Here is a 21079-nt window from a genome sequence, read left to right as displayed (position 1 = left end):
TTTATTTCTTTAATTTTGCTCGAATAAAACCAATCACGCCCGGTAAAATACTAATAATAATGATGCCGAAGATCAGATGGGTGAAGTTATCTTTCACGATGGGCATATTGCCAAATAAATAACCCAAAGTGATAAATGAGCCAACCCAACAAATCGCACCAATCATGTTAAAAGTCAGGAAGTACTTATAGTTCATGCTGCCTGCACCTGCGACAAAAGGCGCGAAGGTTCGTGCAAAAGGAATAAAGCGGGCAAAAATAATGGTTTTACCACCGTGTTTTTCAAAGAATTTTTGCGTATTGACCAAATGTTGACGGTTAATGAAGCGTGATTCAATTTCAAAGACACGTGGGCCAATATATTTACCAATATGGTAATTCAGCGTGTCGCCCAAGACCGCAGCGATAAACAGCAAAATCACCAAAACCCATGGATCCATGGCACCTGTTGACGCAGCGAGCGCGCCTGCTGCAAACAGAAGACTATCACCCGGTAAAAAGGGCATGACCACTAAACCGGTTTCAACAAAAATAATCAGGAACAGAATTGCATAAATCCATACGCCATAATTGGTAATGAACTCGAGTAAATGGTCATCAACATGTAGTATAAAATCAATCAGTTCCATGGGGCTTATATGCGTAAAATAGTGGTCTGATGCTATCAGTCTGGGGCAGCAAAGTCAGTATTAAAACGTAATTAATTATCAGTAAAATCGTTCTATATATGGAATGATGAATATTATAAAAGCATATTTAAAGAGAATAAGAAACGACCTAATCTAAGCACATCTTTTGAACAGTATTAAAAATAGGTTTCAGTATGTTTAATCCAAATCTTATAGTGAAAAATCTGAGTCAACAGCCGCAAATCAATGCAGTGATCAGTCTGGTTGCACGTATTTTGATGGCTTATATTTTTATTGTGGCAGGTTGGGGCAAAATTACCGCTTACACTGCAACCGCAGGTTATATGGAGTCAATGGGTGTACCGGCAGGGCTACTTCCGATCACCATTTTAGTCGAGTTGGGTGGTGGCTTAGCTTTATTGTTTGGTTTTCAAGCGCGTTTTGCGGCACTGGGTCTAACCGTATTTAGTTTAATCACTGCATTTTTATTCCATGGTGGTGCAGAAGATGGCATTAACTTTATGAAAAACTTGGCGATGTCTGGCGGCTTATTATTTCTCATGCTGCATGGTGCTGGTAAATTCAGTTTTGATCATTGGATCGAAAAATCAAAATAAAGCGGTCATGAGTCCGAGCATCCATCAAAGCGGCGTTCTGCCGCTTTTTTCATGTCTATCGCTGATTTAAAGTAAATCAATAAAGCCCTGAAATGTGTTGTAAAAAACATCGTTTGGCTTGTGGTTTTTGCCCCTGTCCGAATAGTGTGCGAAAGTCCAAGAAAAATGTTAGAATACGGCGCTTATATTCGTTGCCTGCATAGTTGTTTGCCATGACTACCAATACCCAAATTACTGAAGACCGTATCCTGATTTTGGATTTCGGTTCTCAATATAGTCAGCTTATTGCACGTCGTGTACGTGAAGCTGGTGTTTATTCAGAAATGTACGCATTTGATATGTCTGAAGAAGACATTCGTGCATTTAACCCAAACGGGATCATTCTTTCAGGTGGTCCAGAAAGTGTTCATGAAGAAGGTAGTCCGCGCGCACCACAAGTTGTATTTGAACTTGGTGTACCTGTTTTAGGTATTTGCTATGGTCTACAAACCATGTCAGAACAACTTGGCGGTAAAGTTGAGCCAGGTACTGTGCATGAATTTGGTTATGCAGAAGTTGATATTAAAGTCCGTGATGCTTTAATTGGTGATCTTGAAGATACCAAAGACCAATTAAAAGTGTGGATGAGTCATGGCGATAAAGTGACTCAAATTCCTGAAGGTTTCCAAATCACTGCAAGCACACCAAGCTGCCCAGTGGCGATGGTTTCTGATGAAAAACGTCGTTTCTACGGTATCCAATTCCACCCAGAAGTGACACACACTGCGAAAGGTGCTGAGTTATTGTCTAACTTCGTACATGGCGTATGTGGTTGCCGTAACTTGTGGAACTCAGAAAACATCATCGATCTTCGCGTAGAACAACTTCGTGAGCAAATTGGTGATCAAAAAGTTCTCTTGGGTCTTTCAGGCGGTGTCGATTCATCTGTTGTAGCTGCACTTTTACACCGTGCGATTGGCGACCAATTGACTTGTGTATTCGTAGATAACGGTTTACTTCGTTTGAACGAAGGCGAGCAAGTGATGGACATGTTTGCGAAAAACATGGGTATTCGCGTGATTCGTGCCGACGCTGAAAATCGCTTCTTAACAGCGCTTGCTGGTGAAGTTGATCCAGAGAAAAAACGTAAAATCATCGGTCGTGAATTCATTGAAGTGTTTGCTGAAGAAGCACGTAAGCTTGACGGTGTGAACTTCCTTGCTCAAGGTACCATTTACCCAGACGTAATTGAATCTGCAGCAAGCAAACAAGGTAAAGCACACGTGATTAAATCACACCACAACGTGGGTGGTTTACCTGAAGATTTAGCATTCGAATTGGTTGAGCCAATCCGTGATTTATTCAAAGACGAAGTACGCCGTTTAGGTACAACTTTAGGTCTTCCATTTGAAATGCTTTACCGTCATCCATTCCCAGGCCCAGGTCTAGGTGTACGTATCCTTGGTGAAGTGAAAAAAGAATATGCTGACATTCTTCGTCTAGCAGATGACATCTTCATGCAAGAACTTCGCGCAAGCGGCTGGTATGACAAAACTGCACAAGCATTTGCCGTATTCCAACCTGTGAAATCTGTGGGTGTCGTAGGTGATGGCCGCCGTTATGCATGGGTAATCGCGCTTCGTGCTGTAGAAACTGTGGACTTTATGACTGCACGTTTTGCACACCTTCCTTATGATCTTGTAGACAAGATTTCTACACGTATCATGAACGAAATTGCAGAAGTTTCTCGTGTTGTTTATGACGTATCGTCTAAACCACCTGCTACGATTGAATGGGAGTAATTTAGGGATTTCAAGAAGCGAAGCTTCTTGCCTAAATTACGCCAAGAGCTACGCTCGCGGCAGTGAGGGATTTCAAGAAACAACGTTTCTTGCCTAAATTACGGCAAAGGCTATGCCTGCGCCAGACTGGGGTTTTACGAAGCACTGCTTCGTGCCAGTTTTACGCCAAGAGCTATGCTCGCGGCTATTTAGGGAAACCTAAATATTTCTAATAAAAAAAGGACGCTTCAGCGTCCTTTTTTTTGTTTATAATTATGAAAAATACTATTTTAAAAAGAGCAAGTTAAATGTCATTGCCTACATACGATCAGTTGATGCTTCCATTAATGAAACTTTTAGCAGAACAAAAAGAGGCAATAAAATTAAGTTCTGCCACAAAAATTTTAGCTGAAAGATCTGGGTTATCTGAAGCTGATTTAAATTTAAGGCTATCTAGTGGTACAAAAACAGTATTTTATGATCGTGTTGGCTGGGCGAAAACATATTTGGTTAAAGCAGGTTTGATACAACAACCATCACGTGGTCTTTGCGAATTAAGTACTTTAGGTTGGTCTATTGATTTTTCTAGCTTATCAAATATAACTAATCAGTATTTGATGCAGTTTGAAGGGTTTTCTGATTATAAAATTGGTTCTAACCATAATAAAAATATTCAAAATCTAGTTCTAAAAGAAGAGCATGCTACATCTATTCAAACAGAACATTTGACGCCTGCAGAAATAATCGAACAATCATCAACGGAGCTTAATCAAACAATTAAAGATGAGCTATTAAATAAAATTAAAAGTAATTCACCCAAATTCTTTGAGCAATTAGTTGTCGATTTGTTGGTAATAATGGGTTATGGCGGTTCACATCAAGACGCAGCCCAAGCAATAGGTAAAACCAGTGATGGTGGCATTGACGGTATTATCAGTGAAGATCGTTTAGGTTTAGATAAAATATATATTCAAGCTAAACGTTGGGAAAATACGGTGGGGCGCCCTGACATTCAACAGTTTAAGGGAGCTTTGGCTGATCAAGTGGCGAAAAAGGGCGTATTTATTACTACTTCTTGTTTTAGTAAAGAAGCAATTGAGTCAGCAAAGAAATCAGGCATTGTTTTAATTGATGGTGACAAGCTTACATCTCTCATGATTGAATTTGGCTTGGGTATTCAAATTGAAAGAAGTTTCCATATTTATAAAATAGATCAAGACCGTTTTGATGAAGATAGTTTTTAAATAAACTTAAAGGACGCTTCAGCGTCCTTTTTTTATATCTCAAAATTCTATTTATAAACAATCGACCAACTACGATCGCTTTCATTATTCGGTTCAGCTTTAGGCTTTGCTTTATGGGTAAAGCTTTGCCAAGACTTTGTCGATTTACGTTCGGGTTTCATGCTTGAATCATAGCGCTCTACACGGTTACGGCCATTTTCTTTTGCCTGATACAGCGCAATATCAGCTTGCTTAATCAGTTCAGTTAAATTTTGTTTATGTGATTTAAGCTGTGAAACACCAATGGAAACGGTAAATTGGATCGGGTGATTTGCGACATTCAGCAAAGATTGATTTTGAAGCGTTAAACGAATACGTTCTGCGATTAACATTGCATCCTGTATTTGCGTTTCAGACAGAAGCACAATAAATTCTTCACCACCAAAACGAGCCAAGACATCTTTTTGGCGCATTTCTTTGCGGGTGGTTTCAGCGATACATTGCAGTACCTGATCACCAACATCATGCCCGTAATTATCATTAATATGTTTAAAATGATCGACATCAAACATCAATAAGCAAGTACTTGCAGGCGTTGGCCATTCATGGATGCGATGCTCAGCCAACTGAACAAACTGACGACGGTTATATAACTGGGTGAGCTCATCTGTATGCGCTAGATTTTTCAGCGTATGCATATTCCAGTCATCAAGCAGGGTACGTAAAAAATGACGACGTGCATTGAGCGTATTGTTCCAACTCATATGCAGGCTGATCATCCAAACAGGAATAGACACCACCACAAAAATCAGTGCTTCTTGCCATGATAAAAGCTGACTCACCGCAAAATACACCAATAGCGAAATGAGGCCCGAACAATACAAGGCGGGCTTAAATTGTGTTTGTACGCAGACATTGGCAATTAAAATAAAGATCGACGCACCATAGATATAGGACGAGACCATTGGGCTATTTGAAGCCAGTAATAAGCCAATCCAAATCGCGGTGCTACAGACTGTCCCAATCGGTAAGATCATGTCGAGCACACGAATATCTTTTTTGTATTTAAACAGATAAAAGCTGACCAATAAGGCAGCAACAATCATGGCCACTCGAGAAAGACCTGACCAAAAGAACATGTCAGGGATAATAAAAATGTCAGCAAAAAAATAAAGAAGAAACGTAATCTGCGCCATGTAGTTTACTTGACGCAAATAAGGTAACTGATGGGCATACTGATGTTGTAGAAAATAGTTTCTAAACTGCGTAGGAATACGTGCAAAGGGATCTGCAATGGCTTGTTCAATCTCGGCACGATTGGCAAGATCACACTCAGAAAGTTTCAAAGTATGAGTATGATTTTTACGAACTTCCTGAGCAGACGAATTAGTCCGAGAACTCATTCGTACATCAACAGACATGTCCCTTCTCCATAAATGGCTTAGGACAAATTATGAACAAAAAACACACAAAAATATCTACCTGAAACTAGGGATTTTTCGAATGAATGATAAAAAATCGTCTGATGAATGTTACAAAATATATTATTAACTTGCTGTTTTATAAGTTGATATTTGATTGCGTCCTGCAGATTTTGCTTGGTAAAGTGCCTGATCGGCCATGCGAATTACACTTTGTAAATCTCGGTTTTTTTGACCAAATTCGGCAACACCAATTGAAACGGTAAATTTAAGTTTTTGTAGTGTATCAAGTTCTAAATAATTATCGGCTATTACCCGTCGTAGACGTTCGGCAATATCTTGAGCCTGACGCAAGTGTGTCTGCGGTAAAAGAATAATAAATTCTTCACCACCGAAGCGGGCAATGATGTCTTGGCTACGTAAAGTATGTCGGCATGTTTCGGCAATATGTTGTAAAACATGATCACCAATATAGTGCCCAAACTGATCATTAATATTTTTAAATTTGTCGACATCAAAAATCAGTAATGAAAGTGGCTGTAACGGTTTGGACTGATGATGAATATGATAATTGGCAAGTTGAATAAATTGACGGCGATTGTTTAAGCCGGTCAGCACGTCGGTATGCGCCATAATATTGAGCGCTTCACGGTTCAACTGATCGAGTTTACTGTGTAAAAATACAATTCTGGATTTTTGCGTTGAATTCCAACTGATATACAAACTAAATAACAACACGGGCGAATAGATCAATATAAACAGTTGCAGTTGATGGATATTGCCAGAAATGGCGAAATACACCCCAATCAGTAAAATAAGACTGATACATAGAGAAATGAGCACAGCAGCCTTAAAGCGGATTTGCACACATAAATTGGCTAACACAATAAAAACCAAAGATGCATATAAATAGATCGGCACATCGGGGCTATTGGATAAATTGAGTAGGCTAAACCACAGCGCAGAAGCACCAACGATCGATAGGGGAAGCATCAAGTCAAAGAGTAAAATGCTCTTACTATATGTATAAATGCCCCATGTGATGCCCATCATCAGTAAGGTATAGGCTGTTTTTAAGCTTATCGCGAGCAAACCCACATCGGGCAACATAAACCAATCCGCTATGGCATAAGAGAGATAGGCCAATTGTGCAACGATGTTGACTTGGAAAAAGAATTTAAAAAGTTGACGACGATGGTAGTGGAAAAATTCTTGACGAAATTGAGCAGGAACACGAACAAAGGTTCCTTTCAAGGCTTTTTGGATCAGTGCACGTGATTCTTTCTTATACTCATTAATCATGCAAGATTACCGACAGGTGAGCATGGTTTGTATGTAAATTTATGTAACTAAAATAATCTATATTATTCTTATTTAAAATTAAACACGTTATTTCAATGATTTGTGAATTATTTGGTATTGTTTGGTTAAAAGTGAGTGTTAATTTGTGTTACTTAGATTTACATTTCACGTGATTTTAACAAGTAATTTTGCATTGGGTTTGTCTAAAGAAGCATCGATAACTGTTATGCTATATGTCATATTAGGCAACAAAAAAACGATTGTCCTATCTCTGTGATTCAGCGTATTAATGACAGCTGAAGAAGATTGAGTTAATGCAGATATAATGGAAAAAAATGCATAGGTCTAGCCGATAGTCCTTGCATCGGCTTAGCCAAATTTAGGGTAAGAATATGACCAATAGCAATTACACAGAAATATCTCATTCCGACGATTGTGAAAAATACGTCAATCAGTTCATTCAAGAATTTCCACTGCGCCGTGCTGAAATTGGTCAAGGCACAGTGATAAAACGTGCTTTACCGAGTCGGCATAAACGGATGATTGGTGCATGGTGTTTCCTTGACCATGCCGGTCCAGTGCATTTTCCTCAAGGTGATGGCTTAGATGTTGGGCCGCATCCACATATTGGTTTGCAAACATTTACATGGATGATTGATGGCACCATGATGCATACCGACAGTTTGGGCACACATCAGTTAATTCAGCCCAAACAAGTCAATCTCATGACAGCGGGTTATGGTATTTCGCATACTGAGGTTGCTCCAGAGTCTGAAACACAAATGCATGCTGCGCAGCTTTGGATTGCATTGCCAGATGACAAAATCAATATGGCGCCCCAGTTTGACCATTACCCAGAATTGCCTGTGGTGACACAAGACGGGATTGAATTGACGGTCTTGGTCGGTGAATTTTTACAGACTAAATCGCCGGTAAAAGTACATAGTGAATTATTGGGTGTCGATCTGCGTAGTTCGGAAAGTCAAAGTACCGTCTTGCCGCTCAATCCAAAATTTGAATATGGCTTTATGGCCCTCGAAGGGACTGCCAGTATCAATGGTCACGAGCTAAATGAAGACAATATGGTGGTACTTGAGCCGGGCTTAACCCAAGTCAAAATTGACCTACATGCAGGTGGCCGTGTTTTATTATTAGGAGGTGAACCTTTTGAATCACCGATTCTGCTGTGGTGGAATTTTGTGGGGCGCACACAAGAAGAATTGAATATTGCCCGTGAGCAGTGGATTAATCAGGACGAACGCTTTGGCTCTATTCCAGACTATGATGGTCCACGACTAGAAGCACCGGCTTTCCCTGATAAAATGCGTCCATCACGTTAACTTAAAAATAAAAATGAACAGCCGTACCTGTGGTGAAAATGGTGCGGCATAACCATGAGGGAGTCATTATGGGTATCGTCGCAACGGCAACAGTAAACACCTTAATAGGAGATGAACCCATGCGGGTGCTACATCATCTAGAAAAATCTCGTTCATTTCGTATTTTATGGGCAATGCAGGAATTAGGACTGGATTATCAGGTTCAGTTTTATCTGCGCCAGCCAAATTTGTCTGCTCCCCCTGAGCTTAAAGCCATCCATCCTTTAGGGAAGTCGCCCATATTGCAGGATGATGGACTGGTCTTGGTAGAATCTGCAGCGATCTTGGAGTATTTACAAGAGAAGTATGATCGGCATGATTTTTTTGCAGCCAAGGCGGAACATTCAAAACAACAATATCGCTTTTGGATGCATTATGCCGAAGGTTCTCTAATGCCGTTGTTGGTGATGCAGTTGGTCATGAGCAATGTGCCACGACATGTACCTTGGGTCATCAAACCCGTAGCTAATCGCATTTGTGATGGGGTCAAAAAAGGTTTTGTACGACCTCGCTTAAAAGAAAATATCGAGTTTTTAGAAAACCATTTAGCGGAAAATGAATATTTTGCGGGACCGTTTAGCTTTGCGGATATTCAGATGACGTTTCCATTAGAAGCCGTCATGACCCGAACGCAAGGGCGATATCCACAAATTCAGGCTTTCTTACAACGGATGCAACAGCGTCCTGCATATCGCCGTGCCAAACAACAAGAACAACTGTTGGAAGCACAGCAAGACCGGCAGGATGATTCCGCTTAGCTCACATGATACAAGCGTTCTTTAGGGAAGACGACTTTAAACAGCGAACCACGGTTTTCTTTGGACTCAATTTCAAGGTGTGCCTGATGTTGCATCAAAACGTGTTTCACGATGGCAAGACCTAAACCTGTTCCTCCCGTTTGGCGACTACGTGCGCTGTCCACACGGTAAAACCGTTCCGTTAAACGGGGTAAGTGTTTCGGGTCAATCCCGATACCCGTATCTTCAACGGTAAAATAACCATTCGTACCATCATCATGCCAACCAATGGTCACAGTACCGCCTTTCGGGGTGTATTTAATTGCATTGGTGATGAGGTTACTAAAGGCACTCGCCAATTCCATATCTGATCCGATCAGGTCACAGTGACTATCAATATCGAGATTCAGTGTATGTCCATAATCCACATTGTAAGCATGTGCATCGTCATATAGTTGGTTCATTAGGCTGGGCATTTCAATGATTTGATTTTTAGCAACTTTTTTATCATTTTCCAGACGAGATAATAATAACAAGTCATTAACCAAAGCATTCATACGGCGGGTTTGAGACTGCATTTGATCGAATGCGCGTTTCCAGCGTGGATTTAAATCTTCCTGATCGGTAAAGGTTTCGATATAACCACTTAAAACCGTGAGCGGTGTGCGTAGCTCATGTGAAATATTATCGACAAAGTCTTTACGCATTTGCTCAAGGTTATGCATACGTGTGACGTCATAGGCCACCAGTAATCGACTTTCGCGACCAAAACGGGTCAATTTCACTTGCACATAATGGTCTTCAAGTACCGATGATTTCATTTTCAAACCATCGGGGGCTAAATCGATATTGGTAAAGTATTCGATAAAACTGGGCTGTCTTAAAATACTTAAAATATTGCGCCCTTGATCGAGCTGTTGAATCCCCAAAAGCTTTTCTGCGGCAGGGTTCCACCATTCGATTTGGTGTAATTCATCAATCAATACCACCGCTTCAGCAAGTGCCACCAAGGAAGATTGAGCGCGGTCAATTAGGCCGACCATTTCAGCTTGTACGATGCGTTCTTGGCGCTGCGCACGGTATACATTAAAGAGCAAAGCCCCCCAAATGCCGTCTAAATTCGGCGGGACATCATAGGGACGGTTTGAAATCCATTCGTTGACCAAGTACAGTGAACGCATTTGCAATGCAAAGAACACTGCAAAGGCAATTAAGATGCAGATCCATAAGTACCCGATACCAAAGCCGATGAGTGCAGCAATGAGCAGGAAAAATGCCAGCAGTCTTAAATCCTGCTTGGCAAAAGTCCATAAACTGCTGTAACGGAATTTTTTATGTTCACTGGCAAGTTCAGGGACGGGATACGGTTCGTACATAGAAAATTAAAGACCTAAAATGACTAACCCATCACAGCGTCTGCACGGGTAGAGAAACGGTAACCTGTACCACGAACAGTTTGGACATAACGATCGGCTTGGAAAGGTTCAAGAACTTTACGCAAACGACGAATATGCACGTCAATGGTACGGTCCTCAATATACACGTTTCCACCCCAAACCTGATCTAATAATTGAGCACGGGTATAGGCACGTTCAGGATGAGTCATGAAAAAGGCCAATAGACGATATTCAGTTGGTCCCATATCTAAAATGGTGTTGCCAAAGCTGACACGTTGGCTGACTGGATCGAGGATTAAGCCATTGGCATCAATGGTTTTTTCACCACCCAGTGCATTTGAGCGACGCAGCACCGCTTTAATCCGTGACACCAACTCACGGGTGGAAAAGGGTTTGGTCATGTAGTCATCTGCGCCCGCGTCTAGACCTTGGACTTTATGGTCTTCTTCACCACGTGCAGTGAGCATGATGACTGGAATTTCTGACAAATTTTCATCGCGTTTTAAACGACGACATAGGTCTACACCACTCACGCCACCAGGCATCATCCAATCCAATAAAACCAGTGCAGGACGCTGATCTACAATCATTTGGTGCGCTTGTTTGGCATCTTCAGCTTGCTGACATTGAAAACCAGCCATATCCAGTGAAGTATGGATCATTTCCCGAATCGGGAGTTCGTCGTCGACGATTAAAATATAGTCATCTTTCACAGCGCAATACCCTATTTTATGTAAACGGTAGACCGTTTTATATTTATGACAGGCTTATTACAAAGATTAATTATGACAGTATCATTGCAAAAATGATCTTTCATTGGGGTTTAGAAAGAAATTGTGACAATTTAAATCCTGAAATATTCAACAACATGGGCTTTGCATCATGCTGTTGTCACAAAAAAATCATTCAAAAAAAAATTGTAAAGATCAGTGTTGAGGCCAAAATTTATTTACTGGGTTTTTCAGAAAAAGCATCTAACAAGGCCAAAAAGACCACGCTACATGACGATAAAACCTCATCAATCGGCTGTTTATAACCACTCATGACCCAACGAATCGCGATTTGGGTGACATAACCATTGAGACCAGTTGCGACCATCGAAATTTCACGTTCTGAACGATCAATATTCGGCATCATGAGCATGACAAAGGCATGAATCATACGGTCAAAGCGCATCATGGTTTCATGAATTGTGGCTTGGTTATGTAGCTCTTGTACCAACATGGCATCGATGTAAATGATGCGCGCCATACGGGGATTATTTTTTAAAGTTAACAGTAGGGCAGTTAAACCCGCTTCAATCATTTTTTTAGAATCGGTTGATGCTTGCATGATGGCTTGCATCACGTTTTGTTGCAGTTCATCGATTAATTTTAAAAAGATGGTCTGGAACAGTTGCTCACTTTTCTTAAATGATTCATAAAAATAGCGTTCGGTCAGCTTGGCTTCCAAACAAATATCTTTCACAGTCACTGAAAAAAAGCCATGTGTTCCATAGGCTTCTATACCGGCTTCAATCAGTTTTTCACGTCGCGCTTGCTTACGTTCACTGAGAGAAAGCCCTTTAAATTGACGTTCCTTCACATTTTTTGCCTGTTGTTGTTCTGTGTGATTTGTTGCATCTGTCATGAAAATATACGCTGAACTAAAGCAGAATTTTGTCTTATTTTAGCAATAATTTCAGTTTAAACCTATGTTTAAGCATTGGCGATTTCAACAGCTTAGCACGTCCTAAGATGACATTGACAATATGTATTGTCAAAACTATATTAAGTCGACGAACTGCACACATTGGCAAATGAGATCACGCTGTGATAAAGCCAAGCGGCAGCATAAAGGAATAAGGAATCACAATGAAAAACTTCAAAAATAAAGTGGCTGCCATTACAGGTGCAGGTTCAGGTATTGGTCAGCAATTGGCAGTGCTTTTGGCGAAACAAGGCTGTCATCTGTCTTTAAGCGATGTGAATGAGCAGGGTCTTGCGGCAACCGTAGACTTAGTGAAAGCCAGCAATGTACGTGTAACCACGCAAAAACTCGATGTGTCAGACCTTGCGGCAATGAAAGCATGGGCAGCACAGACCGTTAAAGATCATGGTTCGGTGAATATGATTTTTAACAATGCGGGTGTGGCATTGGGCACGACCGTTGAAGGCGCAAGCTACGAAGAGCTGGAGTGGATTGTCAATATTAACTTCTGGGGTGTGGTTTATGGCACCAAGGAGTTTTTACCGTATATTAAGCAAAGTGGTGAAGGTCATATCATCAATATTTCCAGCTTGTTTGGCTTAACGGCACAGCCAACACAGTCGGCATATAATGCCACTAAATTTGCAGTACGTGGCTTTACCGAATCTTTACGCCAAGAATTGGATATTGAAAACTGTGGCGTGAGTGCGCTATGTGTTCATCCGGGCGGGATTCGTACCAATATTGCCAATGCCGCAAAAATGAATGATAGCCTGAAAAGTTTAGGCATGAACCCGCAAAAATCGGCACAGTCCTTTAATAAATTCTTGCGCTGTCCACCTGAAGAAGCGGCTCGTCAAATCATTGAAGCAGTACAAAAAGATAAGCGTCGTTTATTGATTGGTAATGATGCAAAAGCGATTGATTTAATTCAACGTTTTCTACCGACGGGCTATCAAAAATTAACAGCGATGGCGACTAAATTTGGTCAATAAGCGGTAATTATAATCGATTGAAAAGAGCCCACGTCAGTGGGTTTTTTTTATGCCCAAAGGAAAGCCCAAGGCGTATTGCTTATTTCATAAAATGAGATATAAAAATGGAGATATCTGATGATTTGAAATAAGCAACTGTTGAATAACCAACAGTTTTTTGGCGTCAAAACCAACAGAATCTATCGGGTTTGAATAATAAAACTTTAAAAAATAAATACTTAAAATGTTGGCACAGTTGTTGCCATATTGGAGTGAACAAAACTCACCACTGTATGGAACATTTATGAGTACTTTTACGCATCGATATCTTTCTGTTTTTCGTGTCCTGCAACAGGCATGTTGTTGTGCTATGACACTCGCGATGATGCGCGCTTAAATTCTAAAAGCTGTCTTCGAGTTTCGGTCGTGCATAAGTTGAATAAAACCTACGACCACTCAGATTAATTTTTAAAAACCCACGCAGTACATTCACTTCATGCACCTTGCATGGGGTTGGGGGATTTTGCGCTTTGGGAAAAATGTTAGTGAAACCAAATCATGAAAAAAACCACATTAACCGTTGCGGTCGGACTGATTTTATCCGCAACCAGTCCGCTGAGTTTTGCATCGGATGAAGCACTTCAGCAAGAACTGAGCAGCTTAAAACAACAAATTGAGAGTTTGCAAAAACGCTTAAATGCAGTGGAATCTGGGACGACCAAAAGTAAAGTCGTAGAAACGGCCGCGTTGACGACAGAAGATCCGAGCAACGCCGCTGATGTTGAAGGTGAAACGCAGGTTTCAGAAGTGACCGCAGCAACATCCGAAGATATCGACGGCTTACGTGCAGATATTGAAAACTATAAGTACGATCAGTCACGTCAATATGAACGTCAAACCACCAAATCGACTCGTGATACAACCCTGTATGGCACAGTTCAACTACGTGCCAGTGCGCTCGATGAAACGGGTGTGTTGGGTTCAACCAAATCGACATTTGATATTGGGACTGCGCTGATCGGTGTACGCGGGAATTTATTCCGTGATTATAACGAAGGCAAAAACCTCGACTATCAATTGTCCTTTGGTTATGGCAAACGCAATGATGGCACCAATAACAGTAACTTTAACTTACTAGATGCCTTTGTTCGCTATAACGCTTTTGCCACCAATGCGGGCCCTGAAACTGCCAAACTCAACTTTACGCTCGGTCAGCAGTTATTGCCCTTTGGTCTAGATGTGCAGTCTCCTGAAGATTTGCGTCCGACCATTAATACCGCTGCAGCTTCGACCTTTCTAGGACTGTTTAACCGTCAAAATGGATTTATCGTCCGTGGAGATGCCAAACCTTTTGTCGACTTTGCATCGAACTACCGTGCGCCGCTATTTGAGTATGCCTTAGGGTTGACCAATGGGAACGCCAGTAATAAGGCAGATGACAACAATGGCAAAGATTATATCGGTCGTGTGGCTTTTACCTTGCCAGTGGACTACGCCAGCATTTTCCGTGAGTTGAAGTTTGGTGCCTCTTATATCAAAGGCGAATCGAAAATTTCAGCCGGCGGAATCACTGATAATGCTGCGAAACGTGATCGTTTGGGTTTCGATATTTATTATAACCACGCACCATTTGGTGTGACCTATGAATATCTGCAAGGCAAGACCGATTATGTCGACACCGTAGCCCAAGACATCAAAGAAGCCAAAGCGGAAGGACATACTTTTACCGCTTTCTACACCTTGGGTGATCAGTTCTACAACAGTATTAAATCCAACGCCAAATTTGATGATTTCTGGCCGAAGTCAGTCCAAGGTTATTACCGTTTTGACCGCTATAACCCGAATAAAAACAACGCAAGCTATCTCGATACCGCGAGCGGTCGTATTGGTGAATATGACATTCACTCTTTGGGTTTAAACCTATTTTTTGCGCAAACCACAAAATTCCAATTACAGCTGAATCACTATCTGTTTGATGTCGAAACGGCAAATCAAAAAGACACCAATGAGCTGCAAGCTCAGGTTCAGTACACCTTTTAATTCAAATATTTAAACCATTAAGGAACATTTAAAATGAAAATTATCTCTAAAAAAATCGCAGCCACATTCTTGGCACTTTCAGCACTTGGTTTAAGCGTTCAATTGCATGCTGCCAATCCCAAAGAAATTCGCATTTCAGTATCAGCTGCGGGTGAGGGGGGTAAACCCAAAGTGGGCGGTAGTTTTGTAGCTACAGCACATTTACGAGGTGTGCTCGAACAAGAATTTAAAAAAGATGGCATTAAGGTGAATTGGCTCTTTTTCCCAGGAGCAGGCCCTGCAACCAACGAAGCTTTAGCCAATGGCAAAGTGGACTTTGCATTGCATGGCGATTTGCCCTCATTGGTTGGACGTTCAACGGGATTAAAAACCAAAGTGTTGTTCTCGACAGGGCGTTTTGGTCCTACCTATGTGGTGGTGCCTGCCGGATCAAATGCTAAATCCTTTGCAGATCTAAAAGGCAAAAAATTCTCCGTCTTTAAAGGCACCAATGGTCAGATCGTCTTTAACCGTGTATTAGCAAAATACAATTTAACTGAGCGCGATTTACGAGTGATTTCGCAAGATGCCTATTCGGCGCGTACTGCGTTGGCGACAGGTGATATTGATGCCACGATTACTTCACCGTTTAGTTTGCAAGCGCGTGGTGTGGCGAAAACATTACTAGAAATTAAAGATCCCAAAGTTGCACCGATTGCGCACTTTTGGGTGACAGAAAGTTTTGAAAAACAATATCCAGAGGTGGTGCAACGTGTCGTGACGACACTGATTAAACAAGCGCAGTGGAGTTCTCAAGAAGCTAATCGTAGTGCGCAATATAAACTTTGGGCACAAAGTGGCATTCCGTTGGTGGATTATCAAAAAACGTGGGATGGCTGGAATTTAAAAGACCGTACTACACCGCTATTAGACGAGTTCCACCGTTCACAAATTGACAGTGCTTTAAAAATTGCCAAAGACGCTCGTTTAATCCGTCGTGATGTGGATACCAAAACATGGTATGAGCCGAAGTATCTGAATAATGCCTTGAAAGAGCTGAAGTTAGAGGGTTACTGGCGCCAATTTAATGCTCAAGGTCAACCGAAGTAAGTCGCAGCCATGAGTCGTCCGATTGAAAGCAATGTGATTGCCAGTCCATTAACCACCAAATTTATGAGCAGTTTTGTGCTGCTTACGATTTTGGCTGGACTGGGTGTGGGTGTAGCACGGGTATTAATTTCCTTGTATGCCGTGCATTTAGAAGCCACCGAATTGCAATTGGGGCTAATTTCTGCAGCGCAAAATTTTGGCATTTTGATCATGGCATTGCCGATTGGCGTGTTGGTACAGCGCTTTGGGTCTTTGAAAATATTCTGCATCGGCAGTGTGTTGGGCGCTGTGGTCTATAGCTTAACGCCACTCAAAGCTGGTGCATGGTATCTCTTTGCAGTCACAGCCTTAGTAAGTTTTGTCTTACCCATGCGCTTTGTTTCGATCAATACCGTTTTTTTGAGCAACTTAAAACGTTTAGGTCCAGTCCGTGCGGGTTGGTTTCGCGGTTCGCACATGATGGGATATTTCCTGATTGCGCCTGCATTGAGCGTGTTGTTGGTCGAGCATTTCGGCTATGGCGGAAGTTTTTATGTGGTGTCTTTGCTTTTTTTAGGCACCTTGCTGTTGGCTCCGTGGTGCTTTCAACGTAGTACTCCGCAAGCGACGAATCGCCCGCATTTTCAATGGCGAGATATTGTGGCGCCTTTGGCACTCATCAAAACCCATGCCTCGCTGCGGATTGTCTGCATATTGGAATTTTTGAGCAGCGTGGCAAATAACTACTTTGGCTTTTTCATTGTGGTGATTGCTATCCAAAGTTTTGCACTTTCGGAGCCAATGGCGGTGATGCTGCTGACCGTACAAGGCATCGTCTTTGTGGGATCGCTATTTAGCATGGGCGGTTTGGCTGAGCTGATGGGTTATCAAAAGTTTTATTTGATTGGCCTAAGCCTGATGGCAACGGCATTACTGATTTTAGCCTTAACCAAAATCACGCTGTTGATGTGGCCTGCTTCGGTCATGTTTGGACTTGGACTCGGTATGTTGCATATCGCCAATTTTATGTCTTTCGCCCGAGTCGGTGAGCAAACTGCGATGGCTAAGATTTCTCCAATTTTAGCCCTCGTCGGACCTTCGGGTGGGCTGTTGGGTGGCTTGATAGGCGCCGTATTTGGCGCACAGGTTGGACTACAAAATTTATTTTTACCAATCGGGCTGGTGTTTATTGGTCTGATTATTTTGATCAGCAAAGATCATGAATTTATTCAATTTTTAAAACCTGATGTCTCAGAACAGAGCGTAAAAGGACAAGAATTATGAGCCTTACGGATGTATCTGCACATTCGGTTCCCTTGCAAAGTGACCGAAGTGCGTTGGATTTTTTTAAGACCTATTTAAAACTAACTTTGCAAGTGGCGTGTGGACTCCTGATGCCAGTTTTATTGTTCGGTTTGTGGTATGTGGCAACACTCAAACATTGGTTGCCAGAGCAAATTTTACCTGCACCGAATTTGGTGTGGCAAAGCATAGTTGAATTATGGCAAAGCGGTGAATTGAGTTTTCATTTTGCCATCAGTGCCAAACGTATTTTATGGAGTGTCTTGCTTGGTGCCAGTGTCGGGATTTTGCTTGGTACTGTGTTGGGATTGGCCAAACGTAGTCGGGACTTTATTTTTCCGACGGTGAATCTTGTTGCGCAATTTCCCATAGTTGGCTGGATTCCATTATTGATGATTTTCTTAGGCATCGATGAGGCTTTGAAGATTGCCGCTATTTCATTGGCTGTGTTACCACCGCTGTTGATTGCAACCTATAAGGGCATTACTCATGTGCAGAATAGTTTGATGGAAGTGGCAGAGGTTTACCAATACAGCAATTGGCAGAAACTCAAAGAAGTGATTTTCCCAGCTGCACTACCCAGTGTGATCAGTGGTTTACGTCAAGGCATTATGCAGGCGTGGTTGGCATTGGTTTTTGTCGAGTTATTAGCAAGTAGTGAAGGAATTGGTTATCTCATGGTGTGGGGACGTCAGCTAATGCAGATGGACTTAATCTTCATGGCGATCATCCTGATTGGTATTACGGGCTATGTCTTAGATACCTTGCTGGCTTGGTTAGAAAAAACGGCACGCTTTCATGCAACCCGAGTAGGAGGCAACTCATGAGCATTCTTTCATTACACGGGGTAGCGCACCAAGTCTTAGTTAAAACAGCAAAAGCACTCGTTCTACCTGTGGCATTTATCGCACTGTGGGCAGTGGCTTCACAGCAAAACTGGGTCGATCCAAAGTTGATTCCTAGTCCATGGCTCGTGCTGCAAAAAGCTGTGACCGTGCTCCAACAACCGAGCTTTTTGACAGGCTTCGGCGAAAGTTTGGCACGAAATTTTATTGGCTATGGCATAGGTGCGATAGCAGGTGTGTTGTTTGGGATCTTGATCGCGAGTTCACGCCTTTCGAATTGGTTATTTGCACCGAGCTTTCATGTATTGCGTCAAATTTCGCTGTTTGCATGGTTGCCACTAATTTCGACCTTTTTAGGTGAGGGACACGGCGCCAAAGTGCTGTTTATTACCTTATCTGTGTTTTATCCCGTGGCGCTACACACCTTTGAAGGTGTGAGCAGTATTTCGCATAAATATCGTGAAGTGGCCGAAGTCTACCAATTTCCAAAGACATACGCGTTTCGTAAATTGATATTACCCGGTGCTTCGGCGCAGATTTTTGTCGGTTTACAACTTGGGCTGATTTTCGCATGGCTTGCCACTATTGGCTCTGAATTTTTATTGGCGAACTATGGCAATGGTCTGGGCAATATCGTGATTCAAGGGCGTCAGGCTTTTGATGTCGAACTGATTATTTTTGGCATGTTGCTGATTGGTGCTGTGGGCGTGTTGCTCAATACGGTACTGACTTGGGTTGAGCGTAAAGTTTTAGCTTGGCAGCAGGTTGGATAGGAGAACATAACAATGAAAAAAATGACAATCCATAACATTCCCCATCTCTGGCGTAGCCTATTTTTAGCTGCCTTGGTCGGTGGCACAGCCTTGGTTGGTTGCAGCACGCAGCAAGTGGATGAACCTCAGCAAATGGCTTTAAAAGAACTACGCTATCAAAGCTATCCGGGACTGGTGTCTTTGCCTGAGTTGGCACAAGACTTGGGCTATTTAGGCGACATTAAACTCAGTTATGTCGGCACAGTACAAGGTGGGCCACAAGATTTACTCACCTTGGTGGCAGGAGATGTTGATTTCGCTGGAGCCTTTAATGGCGCTGTGGTGAAAGTTATTGCCGCGGGTCTAGATGTCGTTCCCGTAGTGGCTTCTTATGGCAGTGATGCTGAACAAAACGTGGGTTTCTACGTGCTAGAAAATAGTCCTATACGTGGCCCACGAGACTTTATTGGCAAGAAAGTCGCAGTGAATGCCTACGGGGCACATTATGACTTTGTGGTGAAAGACTATTTGGCTCGTCATGGCTTAACTGACGATGAAATCCGACAAGTTGAGCTGATTATGTTGCCACCAGTGAGCTCAGAACAAGCTCTACGGAATGGTCAAATTGATATTGCGGTGTTCTCAGGCATTTTGGAAAAACGGGCCTTAAAACATGGTGGTGTACGTAGCATCTTTAAAGATATTGATTTATACGGGCCCTTTACCGCAGGCAGTTTTTCGATGCGTGGAGAGTTTATTCAAGCGCATCCTGAGTTGGCTCGTACTTTTGTCAGTGGCGTGGCCAAAGCTCAGGAATGGCTACACAACACGCCGAAAGAGCAAATCATTGCCCGTATGGAAAGCATTATTGAAAAACGTCAACGCAATGAAAATACAGCACTGATTCCATATTACACAGGCACAGGTGTCCACGAAGTGGGTGGTGTGCAAAAAGATCAGGATTTTGCCCCATGGGTGAGTGCCTTAGAAAAAGAACACAAATTAAAACCGAATCAAATTGAGGTCAGTCGCATCTATAGCAATGAATTTAATCCCTATGCGAAAGACCAAAAATCAAAAGGAATATAACAATGACCAGTGCATTACATTTAGATCACGTGCGTAAGGTATTTCCTGCACAAAACCATGTCGGCAGTAAAAACTATAAGCCTGAATTTGTTGCCGTAGAAAATGTCACTTTGGATATTCAGCCGGGTGAATTTGTTTCAATCGTGGGGCCAAGTGGCTGTGGAAAATCTACATTATTAGACTTAATTGCGGGTTTAACCAAACCGTCTGCAGGGCAGATTTTACTGAGTGGCAAGCAGATTACTCAACCGGGTTTAGACCGTGGCATTGTGTTCCAGCAATATGCGCTCTATCCATGGTTAACCGCACTGGAAAATATTGAATTTGGTCTAGAAGCCAAAGGCGTAGCAAAAAAAGAACGCCGTGAAAAAGCCGAATACTATTTGCAGCTTGTGGGTCTCAGTGGCTTTGAAAAGCATTATCCAAATGAACTTTCGGGCGGCATGAAGCAGCGGGTTGCGATTGCCAGAAGTTTAGCTTATGAACCAGAAATTTTATTGATGGATGAACCTTTTGCAGCCCTAGATGCGCAAACCCGAGAAACTTTACAAGCTGAGCTGATCAATATTTGGAAAAGCTCGAAAAAAACCATCGTTTTTATTACTCACAGTATTGATGAAGCGATTTATCTGAGTCAGCGCGTGGCGATTATGACCTCAAGACCGGGGCGGATTAAGGAAGTGATTGAAATTCCGCAAAGCCTGCGCAGCTCGAGTGAAGATGTCCGTTCATTGCCTGAATATGGCCGAATTCGCCACAAAATTTGGTCATTGCTCAGTGAAGAAGTGATTAAAGCGCAAGCCCTCGAAAAACATAAACAGCTTGCACATAACTAAAATATTCAGAGGATTTATTT

Annotated in this window: 19 protein-coding genes; 13 read left to right on the top strand and 6 right to left on the bottom strand. The window is 42.1% G+C overall.

Features of this window, described 5'->3' with window-relative positions; translation table 11 throughout:
- Nucleotide 1: 1 nt before the first annotated feature.
- Complete coding sequence (locus tag FTV38_RS08295; RefSeq protein ID WP_180003550.1) at nucleotides 2-628, bottom strand: DedA family protein; 627 nt, start codon at nucleotides 626-628, stop codon at nucleotides 2-4.
- 194 nt (nucleotides 629-822) lie between these two features.
- Here FTV38_RS08295 and FTV38_RS08290 point away from each other — a divergent pair, with 194 nt between their 5' ends.
- The 3 genes from FTV38_RS08290 (at nucleotide 823) to FTV38_RS08280 (ending at nucleotide 4249) form a co-directional block, all read left to right on the top strand.
- Nucleotides 823-1245, top strand: a complete 423-nt coding sequence (locus FTV38_RS08290) for a DoxX family protein (RefSeq protein ID WP_180022191.1) — start codon at nucleotides 823-825, stop codon at nucleotides 1243-1245.
- Between the two features lie 212 nt (nucleotides 1246-1457).
- Nucleotides 1458-3026: a glutamine-hydrolyzing GMP synthase gene (gene guaA, locus FTV38_RS08285; RefSeq protein WP_078194056.1), complete on the top strand. Its 1569-nt coding sequence runs from the start codon at nucleotides 1458-1460 to the stop codon at nucleotides 3024-3026.
- Between the two features lie 287 nt (nucleotides 3027-3313).
- Nucleotides 3314-4249, top strand: a complete 936-nt coding sequence (locus FTV38_RS08280; RefSeq protein WP_180022190.1) for a restriction endonuclease — start codon at nucleotides 3314-3316, stop codon at nucleotides 4247-4249.
- A 47-nt stretch (nucleotides 4250-4296) separates the two neighbouring features.
- Here FTV38_RS08280 and FTV38_RS08275 read toward each other — a convergent pair whose 3' ends face one another.
- Both FTV38_RS08275 and FTV38_RS08270 read right to left on the bottom strand, forming a co-directional pair.
- Nucleotides 4297-5631 (bottom strand): GGDEF domain-containing protein, encoded by a 1335-nt coding sequence (locus tag FTV38_RS08275; protein WP_180022217.1) that lies wholly within the window; start codon nucleotides 5629-5631, stop codon nucleotides 4297-4299.
- A 144-nt stretch (nucleotides 5632-5775) separates the two neighbouring features.
- On the bottom strand, nucleotides 5776-6951 hold the full coding sequence (locus FTV38_RS08270) for a GGDEF domain-containing protein (protein WP_180022189.1): 1176 nt from the start codon (nucleotides 6949-6951) through the stop codon (nucleotides 5776-5778).
- Between the two features lie 392 nt (nucleotides 6952-7343).
- Between FTV38_RS08270 and FTV38_RS08265 the strand changes: the two genes are divergently transcribed.
- Nucleotides 7344-8291: a pirin family protein gene (locus FTV38_RS08265; RefSeq protein WP_180022188.1), complete on the top strand. Its 948-nt coding sequence runs from the start codon at nucleotides 7344-7346 to the stop codon at nucleotides 8289-8291.
- 119 nt (nucleotides 8292-8410) lie between these two features.
- Complete coding sequence (locus FTV38_RS08260; RefSeq protein ID WP_180022216.1) at nucleotides 8411-9088, top strand: glutathione S-transferase family protein; 678 nt, start codon at nucleotides 8411-8413, stop codon at nucleotides 9086-9088.
- Here the strand turns inward: FTV38_RS08260 and phoR are convergent.
- The 3 genes from phoR to FTV38_RS08245 all read right to left on the bottom strand — a co-directional run bounded on the left by phoR (nucleotide 9085) and on the right by FTV38_RS08245 (nucleotide 12093).
- Complete coding sequence (phoR, locus tag FTV38_RS08255) at nucleotides 9085-10443, bottom strand: phosphate regulon sensor histidine kinase PhoR (protein ID WP_180022187.1); 1359 nt, start codon at nucleotides 10441-10443, stop codon at nucleotides 9085-9087. The two genes, FTV38_RS08260 and phoR, sit on opposite strands and share 4 nt — an antisense overlap.
- A gap of 23 nt (nucleotides 10444-10466) precedes the next feature.
- On the bottom strand, nucleotides 10467-11177 hold the full coding sequence (gene phoB, locus FTV38_RS08250) for a phosphate regulon transcriptional regulator PhoB (RefSeq protein ID WP_078191504.1): 711 nt from the start codon (nucleotides 11175-11177) through the stop codon (nucleotides 10467-10469).
- Between the two features lie 232 nt (nucleotides 11178-11409).
- A complete protein-coding gene (locus tag FTV38_RS08245; protein ID WP_078191503.1) occupies nucleotides 11410-12093 on the bottom strand; it encodes a TetR/AcrR family transcriptional regulator in 684 nt (227 codons plus the stop codon).
- Nucleotides 12094-12317: 224 nt separating this feature from the next.
- Here FTV38_RS08245 and FTV38_RS08240 point away from each other — a divergent pair, with 224 nt between their 5' ends.
- The 8 genes from FTV38_RS08240 (at nucleotide 12318) to FTV38_RS08205 (ending at nucleotide 21059) form a co-directional block, all read left to right on the top strand.
- Entirely contained in the window at nucleotides 12318-13148 is an 831-nt protein-coding gene (locus FTV38_RS08240) for an SDR family oxidoreductase (RefSeq protein ID WP_180022186.1), read from the top strand.
- Between the two features lie 537 nt (nucleotides 13149-13685).
- Nucleotides 13686-15167 carry a carbohydrate porin gene (locus tag FTV38_RS08235; protein ID WP_180022185.1) on the top strand — a complete coding sequence of 494 codons (1482 nt, stop codon included), beginning with the start codon at nucleotides 13686-13688 and terminating at the stop codon, nucleotides 15165-15167.
- A gap of 33 nt (nucleotides 15168-15200) precedes the next feature.
- Nucleotides 15201-16256, top strand: coding sequence for an ABC transporter substrate-binding protein (locus FTV38_RS08230; RefSeq protein WP_180022184.1), 1056 nt, complete (start codon nucleotides 15201-15203; stop codon nucleotides 16254-16256).
- Nucleotides 16257-16265: 9 nt separating this feature from the next.
- Nucleotides 16266-17519, top strand: a complete 1254-nt coding sequence (locus FTV38_RS08225; RefSeq protein WP_180022183.1) for an MFS transporter — start codon at nucleotides 16266-16268, stop codon at nucleotides 17517-17519.
- Nucleotides 17516-18364, top strand: a complete 849-nt coding sequence (locus FTV38_RS08220) for an ABC transporter permease (RefSeq protein ID WP_180022182.1) — start codon at nucleotides 17516-17518, stop codon at nucleotides 18362-18364. Before FTV38_RS08225 ends, FTV38_RS08220 begins: the two co-directional genes overlap by 4 nt.
- Nucleotides 18361-19155, top strand: a complete 795-nt coding sequence (locus FTV38_RS08215) for an ABC transporter permease (RefSeq protein WP_180022181.1) — start codon at nucleotides 18361-18363, stop codon at nucleotides 19153-19155. Before FTV38_RS08220 ends, FTV38_RS08215 begins: the two co-directional genes overlap by 4 nt.
- 12 nt (nucleotides 19156-19167) lie before the next feature.
- On the top strand, nucleotides 19168-20223 hold the full coding sequence (locus FTV38_RS08210; protein ID WP_257228749.1) for an ABC transporter substrate-binding protein: 1056 nt from the start codon (nucleotides 19168-19170) through the stop codon (nucleotides 20221-20223).
- Nucleotides 20224-20225: 2 nt separating this feature from the next.
- Nucleotides 20226-21059, top strand: a complete 834-nt coding sequence (locus tag FTV38_RS08205; RefSeq protein WP_078191496.1) for an ABC transporter ATP-binding protein — start codon at nucleotides 20226-20228, stop codon at nucleotides 21057-21059.
- Nucleotides 21060-21079 lie beyond the last annotated feature (20 nt).

Origin of the sequence: Acinetobacter sp. YH16044 (genome assembly GCF_013417145.1) — a bacterium.
GTDB classification, from domain to species: domain Bacteria; phylum Pseudomonadota; class Gammaproteobacteria; order Pseudomonadales; family Moraxellaceae; genus Acinetobacter; species Acinetobacter amyesii.
Note: the sequence above shows the minus strand (reverse complement) of the source record. Positions and strands in the feature narration are given on the sequence as shown.